Genomic DNA, 16,476 nt, shown 5'->3' with positions numbered 1-16,476 from the left:
CGTGCGATTCGCCAGCCTCGGGAGCGGCAGCGAAGGCAATGCACTGGTGGTCGAAGCCGCGAGCGGCACGACCACCACCCGCGTGCTGCTCGACTGCGGCTTTTCGGCCAAGGAGGTCGAGCGCCGGCTCGGCCGCCTCAATCTCGGCATCGACGATCTCGATGCGATCCTCATCACCCACGAACACAGCGACCATGTCGGCAGCGCACTGACGCTTGCCCGGCGCGCGTCGCTGCCGCTCTACATGAGCTGGGGCACCGCGCGCGCGGTCGGCGCGGACGAAGCGGACGTCGACCTGCACGTGCTGTGGGGCGACGAGACGGCCCAGATACGCGATCTGGCCGTGCAGCCCTATACGGTGCCGCACGACGCCCGGGAACCGCTCCAGTTCGTGTTCATGGATGGCTGCAGCCGCCTCGGCGTGCTGACCGACGTGGGCACCTCCACGCCGCACATTACGGCCGTCCTGAGCGGCTGTGACGCGCTGGTGCTCGAATCGAACCACGATACCGCGATGCTGGCCGCGAGCCGCTATCCGAAGTCGCTGAAAGCGCGGATCGGCGGCAGTCATGGCCACCTGAGCAACGATGCGGCGGCGGGGATCCTTGCGTCGCTCGAGCGCAACCGCCTGCGCCATCTCGTCGCGGCCCACCTGAGCCAGCAGAACAACCTGCCGGAACTGGCCCGCCAGGCGTTCGGAAGCGTGCTCGGCACCGACGGGCGCGACGTGGTCGTCGCTTCGCAGGAAGCGGGCTTCGACTGGCTCGGGCTGGGGTAGGCGGGGCTGACGCTTGCGCGGCGGCCTGTATCGGGCGCTTACCGCACAAAACCTGCAGACGTAAAAAAACCGGCCCGAGGGCCGGTTTTTTTTCAGCTGATGCTGAGGCTTACTGGCTTGCGCCCGAAGCCGGAGCAGCCGTCGCTGCCGAAGCGGCCGACGCCACTGCAGCAGCAGCGTCGCTCGCAGCAGCCGTAGCCGACGAAGCAGCAGCCGTCGCTTCGCTCGCAGCACCAGCAACTGCCGAAGCAGCCGACGAAGCGGCAGCAGCAGCGTCGCTAGCAGCCGACGAAGCAGCTTGGTCAGCGCTCTTGTTGCAAGCAGCCAGTGCAACAGCAGCCAACAGGGAAGCTACGAGGAGGGATTTCTTCATGATCACGTCCTTTTATGGTTAAAGGGTAAGCAACAGCGCGAAACAATACCGGTAATGTGCTCCAACACCGACCTGGGCCGCTGGTGGAGACGCACTTCTAGAGCGTGAATCTTCCCTACGGCTTGGGCGGAAATTATATGCACTTTCCTATCGACCGTCGACAAATGCGGGGTCAATACGTTGTCTTTCCCATACAAATTTTGATTTGCATGGGCTACGGGTCAACTCACACTAATCCCGGTTTCCGACCCGTATCCAGCCCGCACAATACCACTCGTGCAGTAATGCTGTCATGGAGGGATCCCGGGATAGTGTTACAAACCGTTTCGCCTCCATACGGCGCTGATCGGCCAGTTCGGGCAGCCATTTGGCGGACCGTTCGAGCGGCCATTCCTCGCCGTTGATGAAGTACGAGCGCGCGTTATACAACAATGCGGCGCGTCTGTCGAGACATACGCCGCGCCGTGTTGCCTGCGCGATGAACGCAGCCTCGGAAAGCGCGCGTGCGGGCGGGTCGAAAACGACGTTCGATTTGGGTTCGCTCAGGTAGCAGCCGAGGAATTCCGCGACGTCCTGCTCGCGCCACCGGATGCCGTTGACGATCGCGGCGACCCGTTCGACCATCGCGGGCGGCAGTTGCGCCGGCGTATCGACCGCGGGCTGCTTCGGGTCGCGGTAGAGGTCGTCGCTGCGCGCGCCGTTGCGCAGGCCGCCGCGCTCCGCGAGGTAGTAGAGGAACTGCGCGCCCAATTCGCCGGCGGACGGGGCGCGGAAGCCGACGGAGCAGGTCATGCATTCGCCTTCGGCCACGCCGTCGTGCGCGATGTGCGGCGGCAGGTAGAGCATGTCGCCCGGCTCGAGCACCCATTCTTCGCTCGGTTCGAAATGCTCGAGGATCTTCAGCGGCACGCCCGGCTGCAGCGACAGATCCTTCTGCGCGCCGATGCGCCAGCGGCGCTTGCCCTCGACCTGCAGCAGGAACACGTCGTACGAGTCGAAGTGCGGGCCGACGCCGCCGCCGTCCGTCGCGTACGAGATCATCAGGTCGTCGAGGCGCGCATCCGGGATGAAGCGGAAGCGTTCGAGCAGCGTGCGCGCCGCGTCGACATGCAGGTCGAGGCCCTGGATCATCAGCGTCCAGGCCTTGCGGGTGACGGGCGGCAGCGCGTCGGCGTCGAACGGGCCATGAGCCAGTTGCCACTTGTTACGAAAATGCGTGATCAGCCGTGCTTCGGCGTCGTAGTCGCCGGCCAGCTCGAACAGTGCGTCGCGCGACAGCGGGGGCTTCACGCCGGGGATCGCCTGGCGGACCAGCAGCGGCTTTTTTTGCCAGTAGCGGCGCATGAACTGCGCCGGGGTGAGGCCGCCGAGCAGCGGCGTGGGAAGATCGGTGGGCGGCGCGCCGATTGAGGCGGCGGCGCCGTCCCGCGGTTCGGCTTGAGACCGGTTGCGCATCGTATAATGGGACTTGTATTTGGGAGAATTGGATGAAAATCGCAAAAAACACCGTCGTGTCGGTCGCTTACAAGCTGTCGGATGCGCAAGGCAATCTGATCGAGGAAAGCGACGAGCCGATGGTCTATCTGCACGGCGGCTATGATGGCACGTTCCCCAAGATCGAGGAACAGCTCGATGGCCAGGAACCGGGATACCAGGCGCAGATCCAGCTGGAACCGCAGGATGCGTTCGGCGATTACGACCCGGAGCTCGTGAAGATCGAGCCGCGCGATCGTTTTCCCGAGCCGCTGGAAGTGGGCATGCAGTTCGAAGGCACGCCGGAAGACGGCGACGAAGAGGTCGATTCGCTGATCTACACGGTGACGGACATCGCCGAGGACAAGGTCGTGCTCGACGGCAACCATCCGCTCGCCGGCATGGCGCTGCGTTTCTCGCTGACCGTGAAGGACGTGCGCGTTGCTACCGAAGACGAAATCGAGCATGAGCACGCGCACGGCGCGGACGGGCTGGAAATCGTCGACGAGGATGAGGACGATGAGGACGGCGAACCGTCAGGGCGCACGCTGCACTGAGCGGGCGGGCGCGCCTTGCGTCGGGGCCGGCTAGGGGGCCGGCGCAGGGCCTGAAGCGCCCGAAGCACCATACGGCGCCGTGCTGTCGCCCGGCAGCGGCGGCGCCGACGAGGCATCCGGCAGCGCCGGCAATGCCGGGATTTCCGGCATCTGCGGCAGCGGCACGTCGTCGTGCGGTGAGGCCGGCAGGGCCGGCGGCACCGGCAGGTTTTTCGGCACGTCCTGCACGCTGACGTTGAAATGCGTTTGCCGTGCGGGCGACACGCCCACCCTTACCCACTGACTCGCCGGCTGGCGCGGCCCGATCGCGACGCGCGTTACGTTGCCGACGAGTTCTCCGCCATCGGCACGCAGTGGCCGGTCAATCACGAAACCGTTCGCAAGCGGCGTGCTGCTCGCATGCATCACGAGTATCGGGCCGCGAAAGGTCGCCGCTGCCTTCACCAGCGTGCGTTTCAATTCACGAAAGCCATCGCGTGTGCGCGGGCGGTTGAACCGCAGCCACGCGAAGCGCTCCGCGCGTTCATAGCGATCGAATTGCGGGTCGCCTTCGAATATCAGCACCAGCGCGCGCGCATCGCGCCGCTTCGCGTATTCGGCCGCATGGTCGATCCAGAAGCCGTTTGCGATGATCCGGTCCTCGAACTCGCCGTTGCGGCCGCCCGCCGTTGAAAAGTGATTGTTCGGCGCGGGTGCGTTGAGCGCGACGTACACGATGTCGTCGCGCACCCAGCGCGCGTTCTCGCGATACGGCCGGAAGCGCGCGACTTCGCTCTCGCGCGTGATCTGCAGTGCGCCCGGGTCGGGCAGCGCTGCGTCGGCGAGCAGGGTCTGGCGCAGGTAATCGAGCCGCTCGACCGGATCGTAGCCGCCGCCCGCCGCGGTGTTGCACGTGACCCAGTCGTCATGGCCGGGAATGAATACGAGCGGCACGCGCGCCGAGTCGAGCAGGGCGCCGCGCTGCATGTATACAGCGTCTCGGCAGGCTTCTTTCGTCCCCTTCAGGTTGCCGGCGTACACGACGAATGCAAGGTTGCGCTCACGCGCCATCGCCTCGAACATTCGCTGGGCGGCGGGTTCGTCCGCGGGCGAGCCGAGCACGCCGGAGACGACGGCGAACGAATAGGGCGCCGGCGCACTGGCCCGCTTCGCGGGTGCCGCGTGGGCGAGCGCGGGCGGCAGCAGCGCCAGCGCCGTCGCCGCGAGCGCGGCCGCGATGCGCGTGCGCAGGCCGGACGCGGTGCGCTTACGCAAGCCCGTCGACATCGTGCGACTGCGCGAGGGCGCGCAGTTCGTACAGCAGGTCGAGCGCTTCACGCGGTTTCAGGTCGTCGGGGTCGATGTCGCGCAGTTTTTCGAGCGCCGGGTGCGGGGCGGCCGGTTGCGCCGGCGCCTCCGCGCATTCGAGCGTGTCGGCTGCCGGCTGCATGCTGAACAGGTCCAGCTGCGGGGTGTGCTGCGCGGCGGACTGCTGCTCCAGATAGGCAAGATGCTTGCGCGCCGCGCGGATTACCGGCGCCGGAACGCCCGCGAGCTGGGCAACCTGCAGGCCGTAGCTCTGGTTCGCGGGGCCTTCGTCGACCGCATGCAGGAACACGATGCCGTGGCCGTGCTCGACCGCCGACAGATGCACGTTGGCCGCATGCGGGAACTCGGCAGGCAGTTGCGTCAGTTCGAAGTAGTGCGTCGCGAACAGCGTATAGCAGCCGTTGTGCGCGAGCAGGTGCCGCGCGATCGCCCAGGCGAGCGCGAGGCCGTCGAACGTCGACGTGCCGCGGCCGATTTCGTCCATCAGCACGAGGCTCTGCGGCGTCGCGTCGTTGAGGATCGCCGCCGCCTCGGTCATCTCGACCATGAACGTCGAGCGGCCGCCGGCGAGGTCGTCCGCCGCGCCGATGCGGGTGAAGATCCGGTCGATCGGGCCGAAGCAGGCCGCCTTGGCCGGCACATAGCTGCCGACGTAGGCCATCAGCGCGATCAGCGCGGTCTGCCGCATGAACGTCGACTTACCGCCCATGTTCGGGCCGGTGATCAGCAGCAGCTTGCGCTCGGCGCCGAGCTTGCAGTCGTTCGCGATGAACTGCTCGACCTGCGCCTCGACGACCGGATGCCGGCCTTGCTCGATCTCGATGCCGATCTCGTCGGTGAACGTCGGCGCGACCCAGTCGAGCGCGCGCGCACGCTCGGCGAACGCGGCGAGCAGGTCGAGCTCCGCGAGCGCGGACGCGACGCGCTGGCATTCGGGGATGAACGGCAGCAGCGCCTGCAGCACCGCGTCGTACAGCGCGCGCTCGCGTGCCAGCGCACGTTCCTGCGCGGACAGCGCCTTGTCCTCGAAGGTCTTCAGCTCGGGCGTGATGTAGCGCTCGGCGTTCTTCAGCGTCTGGCGGCGGCGGTAGTCGTCCGGCACCTTGTCCGTCTGCCCGCGCGTGACCTCGATGTAGAAGCCGTGCACCTTGTTGTATTCGACGCGCAGGTTTGCGATGCCGGTGCGGGCGCGCTCGCGCGCCTCGAGGTCGATCAGGAACTGCCCGCAGTTTTCCGAGATGTCACGCAGCTCGTCGAGCTCCGCGTCGTAGCCGCGCGCGATTACGCCGCCGTCGCGCACCATCGCGGCCGGCTCGGTGGCGATCGCGCTCGTCAGCAGGTCCAGGCATTCGGCCGGCGGCACGAGCGCCGCGTCGAGGCGCGCGAGCGAATCCGCATTGCCGACGATCGGCCCGATGCGCTCGCGCAGCGCCGGCAGCGCGGCGAACGTGTCGCGCAGGCTCGACAGGTCGCGTGGACGCGCGGACAGCAGCGCGAGGCGCCCGGTGATCCGCTCGACGTCGGCGATCTGGCGCAGCGCGCTGCGCAGCGCGTCGAGGCTTGCGTCCGCGGGGGCGTCGAGCAGCGCGCCGATCGCCTGCTGGCGCGACTGCGCGGCGACGGATGCGCGCGGCGGATGGTGCAGCCAATGGCGCAGCAGCCGGCTGCCCATCGTCGTGCAGCAGGTATCGAGCAGCGAATAGAGCGTCGGCGATTCGGTGCCGCGCAGCGTCTCGGTCAGTTCGAGGTTGCGGCGCGTGGACGGATCGAGCCCGATGTACTCGGTTTCGTTCTCGACCTTCAGGCTGCGCACGTGCCGCAGCTGCTGGCCCTGGGTGGCCGCCGCGTACAGCAGCAGCGCGCCCGCGGCGCCGCAGGCGCTCGTCAGCGAGTGTGCGCCGAAGCCGTCGAGGCTCGCGACGTCGAGCTGGTCGCACAGGCGCTGCGTGCCGGACGCGATGTCGAAATGCCATGCCGGCACGCGCCTGAGCGCGCCGGCGGCGGCCGGAATCGCGTCGGTCTGCCCGTCGGCGGTCAGGATCTCGGCGGGGCGGATGCGTTCCAGTGCGGCGCCGAGCTGGTCGGGCTCGATCTCGGCGAGGCGCAGCGCGCCGCTCGCGAGGTTGAGCCATGCGAGGCCGACATTGGTCGTCACGCCACGCTTGTTGTGGCCGACGCACATTGCGAGCAGGTAGACGTCGTTCTTGTCGGACAGCAGCGCGGCGTCGGTCAGCGTACCCGGTGTGACGACGCGCACGACCTTGCGCTCGACCGGGCCCTTCGACGTGGCCGGGTCGCCGATCTGCTCGCAGAGCGCGACCGATTCGCCCATCTTCACGAGCTTTGCGAGGTATTGCTCGACCGCGTGGTGCGGCACCCCGGCCATCCTGATCGGATTGCCGGCGGACGCGCCGCGCTGCGTGAGGGTCAGGTCGAGCAGGCGTGCGGCCTTTTCCGCATCCTCGAAGAACAGCTCGTAGAAGTCGCCCATCCGGTAGAAGACAAGCGTGTCGGGGTGGTCGGCCTTGATGCGCAGGTACTGCTGCATCATCGGCGTATGGCCGGCGAGGGCATCGGTCGGCATGGTGCTCATAGGTCTGGCGTGAAGTTTCTTTGGTGCCCGAGTTTACCAGTGGGCTCGACTTGGCAGCGCGATATTCGCCTTTTGGCCGGCGGGTGGGGGGGGGGGCGGCTGCGAGAAAGTATCGGATTGTCGATGCCGAGCGTTCGGCGTGTTTCACGTCGGTGGACGTGCCGATCGAAGCGATTAGTTGTCCGCGATGGCGAGAGGCCGCTAGAGGCCGCGAATGGACGTACGCTGCGGGGAGCGAATGGCCGAACTCCGCCCTGATCCAGTCGCCTCCTGCGCGATGTGGCCGCCGGGAATCAGCTGTCTCGCAATATCTTGCGTGGCGACAGCCGGTGCGTGGTAGTCGGCATGCCGCATTCACGGGCTGGGGCATGCATCGTGACGAGGCCTGCGCGCGCCCATTCCATTAGAATCTCCGAATGAACGCTTCACGTCTCCGACTCCCTTCTCTCGATGGCCTGCTAGCCTTCGAGGCGGCTGCGCGCCACGGCGCTTTCGAACGGGCGGCGGATGAACTTTGCGTGACCGGTAGCGCCATAGCCAAGCGCGTAGCGGCCGTGGAGCAATTGCTGGGCGTGCAATTGCTCGTGCGCAACGGAAAGTCGTTGACATTGACATCCGCCGGCATCGAGTACCTGGATCAGGTGCGAGGTCCGCTGCGCTTGCTCGCCGCAGTGCCGCTGCACCAGAAACATGGCAAGCGAAAGGAACGACTGCGCGTTTGCTCGCCCCCAACATTCGCGCGGCAGATCATCATGCCTCGCCTTGAAGCGTTCACGGCCGTGCATCCCGAGCTGGAATTCGAGATTGTGCTCGCTGCACCCAACGCGGATAGCCCGGCGCCTGATTCCGATATCTGGATTCGCGGGGGCGACCCGGTCATCATCGGTGGAACGGTGCTGATGCTCGATTGCATCACGCCGTTGGCTGCACCCTCGTTGCTGCGACGACACGGGCCTATGCGCGAACCCTCCGACCTTGCTTCCATGCCCTTGCTGCGTACCCCGCTGGAACATTGGATGCCGTGGTTCCACGTCGCGAATCTCGATTGGCCGGAGCCGCCCCACGGCCCGAAATTGATGGACCTTGGACTTCTTCTGGAGGCTGCGGCGAGCGGCCAGGGCGTCGCGCTCGGTAGCCCCGCGCTGGCGCGCCACTGGCTCACGACCGGCACACTCGTTCCTGTGTTTCCTCTGATAGTGTGCCCCGGCACGCCTTATTGCCTGATGTCGCATTCGCCAGAAGGGGCAACCGGGGCGTTTGCGCGATGGCTCGTCGAAATCTGTCAGCAAGCGGTGCAGCAGGCATCGGAATTTCTTTCGCGACAGGCATGACGATATTTCCGCCAGCGAAACAGTTGAGATCGGTAGCATCGGTTGCACCTTTTGGAGCGACCCATGCCCGTCCCGATTACCTGCATTGAAGATCTTCGCTTGCTGGCGAAACAACGCGTTCCGCGTATGTTCTATGACTATGTTGACGTAGGGTCTTACACGGAGTCGACATATCGGGCCAACGAAGCTGATTTCCAGGCTATCAAGCTACGGCAGCGTGTGGGCATCGATATTGAAACCCGGTCACTGAGCACGACGATGGCGGGTCACAGTGTCGCGATGCCGATTGCGCTGGCACCCACCGGCCTGACCGGGATGCTGCGAGCCGACGGAGAGATCCTGGCGGCACGGGCGGCACAGCGATTCGGTGTGCCATTCACGTTGTCGACGATGAGCATCTGTTCGATCGAGGACGTGGCAGAAAACGCACCGGGACCATTCTGGTTCCAGCTCTATATGATGCGTGACCGCATCTTTATGGAGCATCTGATCGAGCGCGCGAGGAGCGCGGGTTGCTCCGCGCTCGTGCTGACGCTGGATCTCCAGATCGGCGGCCAGCGCCACAAAGACATCAAGAACGGCTTGTCCACACCGCCGCGCATTACGCTGCCGAACTTGCTGAATATGGCTAGCAAGCCGCAGTGGTGTTTTCAGATGGCGCGCACCCGGCGCCGCCATTTTGGCAATATCGTCGGACACGTCGAGGGCGTGAGTGATATGTCTTCTCTCGATTCGTGGACGCAAGATCAGTTCGATCCGACTCTCAGCTGGGCGGACGTCGCGTGGGTGCGAAAGCGCTGGGATAAGACACTGATCCTCAAGGGCGTACTGGATCCAGTCGATGCGCGGCTTGCGGCCGATGCAGGTGCGGATGCCATTGTGGTATCGAATCACGGGGGCCGTCAGCTTGATGGCGCGCTATCGTCGATCAAAGCGTTGCCTGCCGTCGTCGATGCCGCTGGAAACCACGTTGAAGTGTGGCTCGACGGAGGCATTCGGAGCGGGCAGGATGTGTTAAAGGCGTTGGCACTCGGGGCGCGCGGCACGATGATCGGACGTGCTTTTCTCTATGGTCTCGCAGCGATGGGCGAAGAAGGTGTAGGGAAGTGTCTCGACATCATTGCGCGCGAACTCGATACCTCGATGGCACTGTGCGGGTATACGGATATCAAGGCCGTGGATGCAGACATTCTGGCAACACGATACTAGCGCGTACGCGGGATGCTGGCCGTCAACGCGTCTAGGCGCGCGGACATGCTTCGCGGACTGTGTCGCCGCCAGCGACCGGAACCGATTGCACTCTGGACATTCAAGTTTCTCGTGGCGATGACTGGGTTCGGGCGGTAACGGTCATACCCCAAGAGGGCGAGCGTAGGTTTTGGCGCGGGTTTGTGTGCTAGGCCTTGTCAGATAAGGCGCAGGTACTGCTGCATCATCGGGGTATGGCCGGCGAGGGCATCGGTCGGCATGGTGCTCATCGGTCTGGCGTGAAGTTTCTTTGGTGCCCGAGCTTACCAGCGGGCTCGACCTGGCAGCGCGATATTCGCCTTTTGGCCGGTGGGCGCGGCGCTGGCGCGTGACTCCACAGGCGGGGCGGCACGGCCATCGGCGATGCTCACGCACCCGACAGCACTCGCCGCCGAACGATCATCAGCATGCACACGCCGACCGATGCGGCGATGTTGACGATCGGATAAAACGCGACCGCCACGCTCCACGTTCGCAGGGCCAGCACGGCCAGTGCATATTTGACGACGCACAGTGCGAAATACACGAGGCTTTCGCTCCACGGATCGCGGAACGTCTTGCGGACGGTCGGGCCGAGTCCGGCCAGTTCGATCAGCGTGACGAGGCAGATCGAGGCGGTCGGATCCTGGGTCAGGACCCAGACGGGGATGGCCGAAAAGGCGGCGCCGAGAAACACCCAATCGGATAGGGTCCAGCCGCGCTCGCCTCGAAAGATGCTGGCGACGAAGGTCAGAAAGCACGTCGCGGCGATTGCCGCCGTGCACCACGCGGAGGGGCCCGCACCGGCGGCCCATTGGCCGGCCGCGGCGATCGCCGTGACGACGGACCAGATCAGCCACGTGAACAGATGGGGACGCACGGCGCGCCTGAAAATCGCCAGTCCGTACGGAATGGCCGCCAAAAGAGACACAGCCGAGCCGACGACGCCAAAGATCGAAGCTGCACCTTGATCGATGTTCATCATTAGGGTGTCCTCTTTTACGGCGACGGGTATGGGGCCTGCGGTTCGAACCCTCTCGCACGTCATCGCGCGATTCGACGAGCCGGAAAAAACAACGGCCCGAGCCGCGCGGAGCGGACTCGGGCCGTCGGTGCGTCCCACGCGCGGCGGCGTTATTCCGCTGCCGGATGCACGCGGCTGTAGCGGTTCAGGATCGGGATCATCTGCGCGTAGACCTTCGGGTTCGCCGCGACGATCTCGTGACGATGCAGGAAGTCGGCGTCGCCCATGTAGTTGCCGACGAGGCCGCCGGCCTCGGTGATCAGCAGGCTGCCCGCAGCCATGTCCCACACGTTGATGCCCTGCTCGAAGAAGCCGTCGAGGCGGCCTGCCGCGACGTTCGCGAGGTCGAGCGCGGCGGCGCCCGGACGGCGCAGGCCCGTGCACGCCTGGGTCATTTCGGTGAAGAGGCGCGCGTATGCGTCAAGGCCGTCCTTCTCGCGGAACGGGAAGCCCGTGCCGATCAGCGATTCCGACAGGCGGTCGCGGCGGCCGACGCGGATGCGGCGGTCGTTCAGGTACGCGCCGCGGCCGCGCGTGGCGGTGAACAGGTCGTTCTTGTTCGGATCGTAGACGACGGCCTGCGTGACGACGCCCTTGTGCGCGAGCGCGATCGACACGCAGTAGTACGGGAAGCCGTGGATGAAGTTGGTCGTGCCGTCGAGCGGATCGATGATCCACTGGAATTCGGATTCGTTCTCGGATTCGCCCGATTCTTCCGCGAGGATCGCGTGATCGGGGTAGGCGGTCTTCAGCGTCTCGATGATCGCGTCTTCGGCGGCCTTGTCCACTTCGGTGACGAAGTCGTTTTGCTGCTTCTTGCGGATCTCGATCATGTCGAGATCGAGGGACGCGCGGTTGATGATCTGTCCGGCGCGGCGCGCAGCCTTGACAGCGATGTTGAGCATGGGATGCATGAGCCTGGATCCTGTAGCCGGCGGCAACAAGCCGCCACGAAAGTGGAACAACCCGCCCGGCGCGCAGGGTGCCGGAACGAGATGAGACGCGAATTGACAAAGAGCGGGGACAACCCGCGCCGCTGCAGGTGCGGCGCGTATAAAGGCATGATTTTACCCGACTTTCGCCCCGATTAGGCAGCCTGCATGCGGGGAAACCCCACTGGCCGTCCGGACGGGTGGGCTTGCCGGGGCGTTGGCGATACCATACGGCCATTCTGGTGAAACGAGTCGTATGGTGTTGGAAACCTTGCAGAACCTTGCCGCGTCGGACGCGGCACAGCCAACCGGGCCGCTCAGCGGCGGCTTTACGTCAACCCGCTTCGTGCTCGTCGAGCCGAGCCATCCCGGCAACGTCGGGGCGGCCGCGCGTGCGCTGAAGACGATGGGCTTTTCGCGGCTCGTGCTGGTCGCGCCGCGCGTGCCGCACGTGCAGAGCGACCCCGACGCGATCGCGATGGCGAGCGGGGCGGACGACGTGCTGGCGTCCGCTCACGTCGTGCCGACGCTGGGCGACGCGCTGTCGGGCGTGCACTGGTCGATCGCGCTGACCGCGCGATCGCGCGAATACGGCCCGCCGCGCCTTGCGCCGCGCGCAGCGGCCGAGCAGGCGCGCCGGCAGGTCGGCACGGGCGATATCGCGCTCGTGTTCGGCAACGAGCGCACCGGCCTGTCGAACGAGCACGTCGAGCAGTGCCGCGCGCTCGCGCATATCCCGGCGAACCCGGCCTACAGTTCGCTGAATCTCGCCCAGGCGGTGCAGGTGCTGGCCTATGAGCTGCGCATCGCATTTCTCGAGCAGGCCAGCGCGCCGGCGCAACTGCCGGAAGCCGGCACGCTCGCGCAGAGCGACGAGATCGAGCGGATGTACGTGCACCTCGAGAACGCGCTGATCGCGCTCGATTTTCTCGACCCGCGCAATCCGAAGAAGCTGATGCCGCGGCTGCGGCGCCTGTTTGCGCGCACGGGGCTGGAGCGGGAGGAAGTGAACATCCTGCGCGGCATCGCGAAGCACATCCTGCTGAAGTCGCGCACGCCGGAAGGCGACGCCTGACACGCCGCGGCGCGAATACCCGCGCCGTCGGCGGGGTGAACACGCGACGCCGTGCGGGCGGGCGCGACTCGCCCTACAATCGCCGAGCGTCATATACAAATCAGCCGGCGTAATAAGCGCCGGCCATCGCCGGCGGTGCGCGCCGGCCCTTTTCCCAGATCAGATCATGTTCACGAGACTTCGCGAAGACGTTGCGACGATACGCGAGCGGGATCCCGCCGCTCGCAGTGCCTGGGAAGTGCTGACCTGTTATCCGGGGCTGCATGCGCTCGTGCTGCACCGTTTCGCGCATGCATGCTGGCGCGCGAAGCGGTACTGGGTCGCGCGCTTCGCGTCGCAGGTCGGCCGGTTCCTGACCGGCATCGAGATCCACCCGGGCGCGACGATCGGCCGGCGCGTATTCATCGACCACGGGATGGGCGTCGTGATCGGCGAGACGGCGATCGTCGGCGACGATTGCACGATCTACCAGGGCGTGACGCTCGGCGGCACGTCGCTCACGCGCGGCGCGAAGCGTCACCCGACGCTCGAGGCCGGCGTGATCGTCGGCGCGGGCGCGAAGGTGCTCGGCGGGTTCACGGTGGGCGCGGGCGCGAAGATCGGCTCGAACGCGGTGGTCGTGAAGCCGGTGCCGGCAGGCGGCACGGCCGTCGGCAACCCGGCGCGCGTGGTGATGCCGGCGCAGCCGAAGCCGCAGCCCGAGCGTGCGGCGTTCTGCGCATACGGCATCACGCCGAACGCGGACGATCCGATGTCGCTCGCGATCCACGGGCTGATCGATCATGCGGCGAAGGAAACCCGGCGCGTCGACGAAATCGTCGCGGCGCTCGAGCAACTGGGCACCCATCTCGAATCGCTGCAGGGCGCCGACGCGGCGCGGCTCGACTTGCGCCGCCTGTCGGCGGTGCTGGAAGGCAAGGTGGTCGAGCGCCAGTCGTAGGAAGATCGGGGCGGCCGCCGTTCTGGCGGCGGCCCGCCCGCGGTCGCGGGGCCAGCCGACGGCCGGTCGGCCGTCAGTCGAGCGGCAGCGCGCGGATGCCGTCCGCGTCGACGCGCAGATAGCCGCCGCGCGGCGGCGTGCCGTGATCGAGATCCCAGTCCGGCAGCACCCAGCGCACGCCGCCCGGTTCGAGGTGGCGCGCGGGGCGATGCGTATGGCCGTGGATCATCACGCTCGCACGGCTTTTCCTGAACAGCGCGGCGACGCCTTCACGCGTGACGTCGTAGATCGGCGAAGCGGGGCGCATGCGGCCGGCTTCGCTGTTTGCGCGCATGCGCTGCGCGAGCGTGCGGCGCCAGCGAAACGGCCACGCGAGAAACAGCCACTGCACGAAGTGGTTGCGCGCGAAGCGCCGGAACATCTGATAGCCGCGATCGGCCGTGCATTGCGCGTCGCCGTGCGCGAGCACGATGCGCTGGCCGAATGCCATGATCAGCGCCGGATCGGGCAGCAGCATCGCGCCGGCCGCCTTCATGAAGCGCCTGCCGAGCAGGAAGTCGCGGTTGCCGTGCATTACGTACAGCGCGATGCCGCGCTCCGAGAACGTGTGCAGCAATGCGGCCATGCGCGCGGCGAACGGATCGTCGTCGAGCACGTCGTCGCCGATCCAGTATTCGAACAGGTCGCCGAGGATGAACACCGAATCGGCGCTGTCCGCCGTGTATCGCACGAAATGCTCGAACGCGGCGACCGTCTTCGGAATCGCCTCGCTCAGGTGCAGGTCGGACAGGAACAGGAACGGGCGTGCGGCCTGCGCGTATTCGCGCTCGCCCGGCACGCCCGCGGAGACGCTTCGCGGCGGAGTCTCCTGCAGCATCGAAGTGCCTCCGTCGCCGGCCGTCAGACGACGACTGCCTTCTCGATCACGACGTCGTCGGTCGGGACGTCCTGATGGAAGCCGGCATTGCCCGTCTTCACGGCCTTGATCTTGTCGACCACGTCCTGGCCTTCGACGACCTTGCCGAACACCGCGTAGCCCCAGCCCTGCGGCGTCGGCGACGAGTGGTTCAGGAAGTCGTTGTCGTTCACGTTGATGAAGAACTGGGCGGTCGCCGAGTGCGGATCGTTGGTGCGCGCCATCGCGATCGTGTACGTGTCGTTCTTCAGGCCGTTGTTCGCCTCGTTGTCGATCGGCGCGTCCGTCGGCTTTTGCTTCAGGCCCGGCTCGAAGCCGCCGCCCTGGATCATGAAGCCGTTGATCACGCGGTGGAACACCGTGCCGTCGTAGTGGCCCTTCTTCACGTAGTTCAGGAAGTTCTCGACCGTCTTCGGTGCTTTCGCGGCGTCGAGTTCGAGCTTGATCACGCCGTGGTTCGTGTGCAGTTCAACCATGATGAATTCCTTCGATAGGGCGGTTTAAATGGCACGCGGCCGGTCGTGCGACGCGGCCGCGTGAGGTGCCGGAACGGGTCCGGCCGGGTTATTTCGAAACGATGCTCGCCGATTCGATCAGGATGGCCTGCTCCGGCACGTCGCGCATCGGGCCGCGCACGGTCGTCGGCGCCGCTTCGATCTTCTTCACGACGTCGAGGCCCGACACGACCTTGCCGAACACCGCGTAGCCGTTGCCGTCCGGGTTCGGGTAATCGAGGCCGGTGTTGTCCACGGTATTGATGAAGAACTGCGCGGTGGCCGAATTCGGGTCGCTCGTGCGCGCCATCGCGATCGTGCCCGTCGCGTTCTTCAGACCATTGCGGCTCTCGAGCGGGATCGGCGCGCGCGTCGGCTTCTCGTCGAAGTTCGCCTTGTAGCCGCCGCCCTGGATCATGAAGCCCTTGATCACGCGATGGAAGATCGTGCCGTTGTACTGGCCCGCCTTCACGTAGTCGAGGAAGTTGGCGACCGTCTTCGGCGCCTTCTCCGGATACAGCTCGACGCGGATGTCGCCCTGCGAGGTCTTCAGTTGCACGACAGGGTGTGCGGTGGCCGTTTGCGCGAACGCGGGCGCGGTCGCGAGCAGGGCGGCGCCGCCAAGCGCCAGCAACAGACGTTTCATTGCGATCCTCTGGTTGGGTGGGTGAAGTGCTGCGCGCCGCTTACTGCGCCGGCGCGACGTAGGGGGCGGCCATCGCGCCGGACGGGCCGCCGAACTGGAACGTCGGCGACAGCGGCAGCGTGGTGGTGGTCACGTTCGCGGCCGCGCGCTCGGAATACGCGCGCGTCGACGGCGCGGCGGCGCGGCTGCCGGGCGCGGGTTTCGGCGGCGTGATGATCTTCTGCAGATCGGCGAGGCGCTGCGCGGTCGGGCCGCTCGTGCGGCCGAGCGATTGCGCGCGCTTGTACGATTCGGCCGCGAGGCGCAGGTACAGGTCGCCGAGGTTCTCGTACGCGAGCGTGTAGCTCGGGTTCGACTGCGTGGCGGTGACGAGCGCGGCGCGCGCCTCGTCGTAGCGGCCGTGCTTCGCGTAGAGTGCCGCGAGGTTGTTGTACGGCTCGGGCAGTTCGGGGTAGGCCTGGGTGATCGCGACGAACTGCTGGATCGCGTCGTCGTCGCGGTTCAGGCGGGCGAGCACGGTGCCGCGCTTGAATTGCGCCTGCACGTCGTGCGGGCTCGCGGCGATGCGCGCGTCGAGCTGCGCGAGCGCCTGTTTCCACTGCTTGCCGGCGATCGACGAGTCGATCTCGGGCGTGCCGTCGGCGGTGGACGGGGCCTTCTGCGCGAAGGCCGCGGCGGCCGGCAGAAGCGTCAGCGCGGCGCCCATGACGGCGGTCGCAACGAGGGTCGCAGCGCTCTGCGCACGGCCGCGAGGAGATTTCATAGGCGTAAATCGGAATGTTATACTCCGAGCCATTCTAACAAAACGT

Annotated in this window: 15 protein-coding genes and 1 pseudogene; 6 read left to right on the top strand and 10 right to left on the bottom strand. The window is 66.5% G+C overall.

Going from position 1 to position 16,476, the window contains the following annotated elements; translation table 11 throughout:
• Position 1 precedes the first annotated feature (1 nt).
• Positions 2 to 778, top strand: coding sequence for an MBL fold metallo-hydrolase (locus tag HWY45_RS27180; protein WP_059879011.1), 777 nt, complete (start codon positions 2 to 4; stop codon positions 776 to 778).
• Between the two features lie 302 nt (positions 779 to 1,080).
• Here the strand turns inward: HWY45_RS27180 and HWY45_RS37350 are convergent.
• A pseudogene (locus HWY45_RS37350) lies at positions 1,081 to 1,327 on the bottom strand (hypothetical protein).
• A 55-nt stretch (positions 1,328 to 1,382) separates the two neighbouring features.
• Positions 1,383 to 2,606 carry a cupin domain-containing protein gene (locus HWY45_RS27175; protein WP_059879014.1) on the bottom strand — a complete coding sequence of 408 codons (1,224 nt, stop codon included), beginning with the start codon at positions 2,604 to 2,606 and terminating at the stop codon, positions 1,383 to 1,385.
• A gap of 32 nt (positions 2,607 to 2,638) precedes the next feature.
• Here HWY45_RS27175 and HWY45_RS27170 point away from each other — a divergent pair, with 32 nt between their 5' ends.
• On the top strand, positions 2,639 to 3,181 hold the full coding sequence (locus tag HWY45_RS27170) for an FKBP-type peptidyl-prolyl cis-trans isomerase (RefSeq protein ID WP_059809681.1): 543 nt from the start codon (positions 2,639 to 2,641) through the stop codon (positions 3,179 to 3,181).
• A 30-nt stretch (positions 3,182 to 3,211) separates the two neighbouring features.
• Here the strand turns inward: HWY45_RS27170 and HWY45_RS27165 are convergent, their stop codons facing one another.
• Together HWY45_RS27165 and mutS are read right to left on the bottom strand one after the other, a co-directional pair.
• The gene (locus HWY45_RS27165) at positions 3,212 to 4,447 is read right to left on the bottom strand and encodes a hypothetical protein (RefSeq protein ID WP_059879017.1); all 1,236 of its coding nucleotides are present in this window, start codon (positions 4,445 to 4,447) and stop codon (positions 3,212 to 3,214) included.
• Positions 4,428 to 7,082, bottom strand: a complete 2,655-nt coding sequence (mutS, locus tag HWY45_RS27160) for a DNA mismatch repair protein MutS (protein WP_059809677.1) — start codon at positions 7,080 to 7,082, stop codon at positions 4,428 to 4,430. The genes HWY45_RS27165 and mutS overlap by 20 nt, the downstream gene beginning before the upstream one ends.
• Positions 7,083 to 7,498: 416 nt before the next feature.
• Here mutS and HWY45_RS27155 point away from each other — a divergent pair, with 416 nt between their 5' ends.
• Together HWY45_RS27155 and HWY45_RS27150 are read left to right on the top strand one after the other, a co-directional pair.
• Entirely contained in the window at positions 7,499 to 8,413 is a 915-nt protein-coding gene (locus tag HWY45_RS27155; RefSeq protein WP_059567466.1) for a LysR substrate-binding domain-containing protein, read from the top strand.
• A gap of 63 nt (positions 8,414 to 8,476) precedes the next feature.
• Positions 8,477 to 9,622: an alpha-hydroxy acid oxidase gene (locus HWY45_RS27150; RefSeq protein ID WP_059879021.1), complete on the top strand. Its 1,146-nt coding sequence runs from the start codon at positions 8,477 to 8,479 to the stop codon at positions 9,620 to 9,622.
• 406 nt (positions 9,623 to 10,028) lie between these two features.
• Here the strand turns inward: HWY45_RS27150 and HWY45_RS27145 are convergent, their stop codons facing one another.
• Positions 10,029 to 10,625, bottom strand: a complete 597-nt coding sequence (locus HWY45_RS27145; RefSeq protein ID WP_059879024.1) for a hypothetical protein — start codon at positions 10,623 to 10,625, stop codon at positions 10,029 to 10,031.
• Positions 10,626 to 10,774: 149 nt separating this feature from the next.
• Complete coding sequence (locus tag HWY45_RS27140; protein ID WP_059567453.1) at positions 10,775 to 11,578, bottom strand: inositol monophosphatase family protein; 804 nt, start codon at positions 11,576 to 11,578, stop codon at positions 10,775 to 10,777.
• A gap of 280 nt (positions 11,579 to 11,858) precedes the next feature.
• On the opposite strand from HWY45_RS27140, the gene HWY45_RS27135 reads away from it, so the two are divergent.
• Both HWY45_RS27135 and cysE read left to right on the top strand, forming a co-directional pair.
• The gene (locus HWY45_RS27135; protein WP_059809846.1) at positions 11,859 to 12,671 is read left to right on the top strand and encodes an RNA methyltransferase; all 813 of its coding nucleotides are present in this window, start codon (positions 11,859 to 11,861) and stop codon (positions 12,669 to 12,671) included.
• A 166-nt stretch (positions 12,672 to 12,837) separates the two neighbouring features.
• A complete protein-coding gene (gene cysE, locus HWY45_RS27130; protein ID WP_059567451.1) occupies positions 12,838 to 13,611 on the top strand; it encodes a serine O-acetyltransferase in 774 nt (257 codons plus the stop codon).
• Between the two features lie 73 nt (positions 13,612 to 13,684).
• Here the strand turns inward: cysE and HWY45_RS27125 are convergent, their stop codons facing one another.
• The 4 genes from HWY45_RS27125 to HWY45_RS27110 form a co-directional block, all read right to left on the bottom strand.
• Positions 13,685 to 14,488: a UDP-2,3-diacylglucosamine diphosphatase gene (locus HWY45_RS27125; protein WP_059879026.1), complete on the bottom strand. Its 804-nt coding sequence runs from the start codon at positions 14,486 to 14,488 to the stop codon at positions 13,685 to 13,687.
• A 23-nt stretch (positions 14,489 to 14,511) separates the two neighbouring features.
• Positions 14,512 to 15,003 carry a peptidylprolyl isomerase gene (locus HWY45_RS27120; protein ID WP_059567447.1) on the bottom strand — a complete coding sequence of 164 codons (492 nt, stop codon included), beginning with the start codon at positions 15,001 to 15,003 and terminating at the stop codon, positions 14,512 to 14,514.
• 88 nt (positions 15,004 to 15,091) lie between these two features.
• The gene (locus tag HWY45_RS27115) at positions 15,092 to 15,667 is read right to left on the bottom strand and encodes a peptidylprolyl isomerase (RefSeq protein ID WP_059567445.1); all 576 of its coding nucleotides are present in this window, start codon (positions 15,665 to 15,667) and stop codon (positions 15,092 to 15,094) included.
• Positions 15,668 to 15,707: 40 nt separating this feature from the next.
• Positions 15,708 to 16,430, bottom strand: a complete 723-nt coding sequence (locus HWY45_RS27110; RefSeq protein ID WP_081059766.1) for a tetratricopeptide repeat protein — start codon at positions 16,428 to 16,430, stop codon at positions 15,708 to 15,710.
• Positions 16,431 to 16,476 lie beyond the last annotated feature (46 nt).

The organism is Burkholderia stagnalis (genome assembly GCF_902830275.1).
In the GTDB taxonomy this organism is placed as follows: Bacteria; Pseudomonadota; Gammaproteobacteria; order Burkholderiales; family Burkholderiaceae; genus Burkholderia; species Burkholderia stagnalis.
The sequence above is the reverse complement of the archived record's forward strand: the minus strand, read 5'-3'. Positions and strand labels throughout refer to the sequence as shown.

Excerpts from the sequence above, each read along its gene's own strand:
- HWY45_RS27175 (WP_059879014.1), bottom strand. The coding sequence starts at position 2,606 with ATGCGCAACCGGTCTCAAGCCGAACCGCGGGACGGCGCCGCCGCCTCA.
- HWY45_RS27170 (WP_059809681.1), top strand. The coding sequence starts at position 2,639 with ATGAAAATCGCAAAAAACACCGTCGTGTCGGTCGCTTACAAGCTGTCG.
- HWY45_RS27165 (WP_059879017.1), bottom strand. The coding sequence starts at position 4,447 with ATGTCGACGGGCTTGCGTAAGCGCACCGCGTCCGGCCTGCGCACGCGC.
- mutS (WP_059809677.1), bottom strand. The coding sequence starts at position 7,082 with ATGAGCACCATGCCGACCGATGCCCTCGCCGGCCATACGCCGATGATG.
- HWY45_RS27155 (WP_059567466.1), top strand. The coding sequence starts at position 7,499 with ATGAACGCTTCACGTCTCCGACTCCCTTCTCTCGATGGCCTGCTAGCC.
- HWY45_RS27150 (WP_059879021.1), top strand. The coding sequence starts at position 8,477 with ATGCCCGTCCCGATTACCTGCATTGAAGATCTTCGCTTGCTGGCGAAA.
- HWY45_RS27145 (WP_059879024.1), bottom strand. The coding sequence starts at position 10,625 with ATGATGAACATCGATCAAGGTGCAGCTTCGATCTTTGGCGTCGTCGGC.
- HWY45_RS27140 (WP_059567453.1), bottom strand. The coding sequence starts at position 11,578 with ATGCATCCCATGCTCAACATCGCTGTCAAGGCTGCGCGCCGCGCCGGA.
- cysE (WP_059567451.1), top strand. The coding sequence starts at position 12,838 with ATGTTCACGAGACTTCGCGAAGACGTTGCGACGATACGCGAGCGGGAT.
- HWY45_RS27125 (WP_059879026.1), bottom strand. The coding sequence starts at position 14,488 with ATGCTGCAGGAGACTCCGCCGCGAAGCGTCTCCGCGGGCGTGCCGGGC.
- HWY45_RS27120 (WP_059567447.1), bottom strand. The coding sequence starts at position 15,003 with ATGGTTGAACTGCACACGAACCACGGCGTGATCAAGCTCGAACTCGAC.
- HWY45_RS27115 (WP_059567445.1), bottom strand. The coding sequence starts at position 15,667 with ATGAAACGTCTGTTGCTGGCGCTTGGCGGCGCCGCCCTGCTCGCGACC.
- HWY45_RS27110 (WP_081059766.1), bottom strand. The coding sequence starts at position 16,430 with ATGAAATCTCCTCGCGGCCGTGCGCAGAGCGCTGCGACCCTCGTTGCG.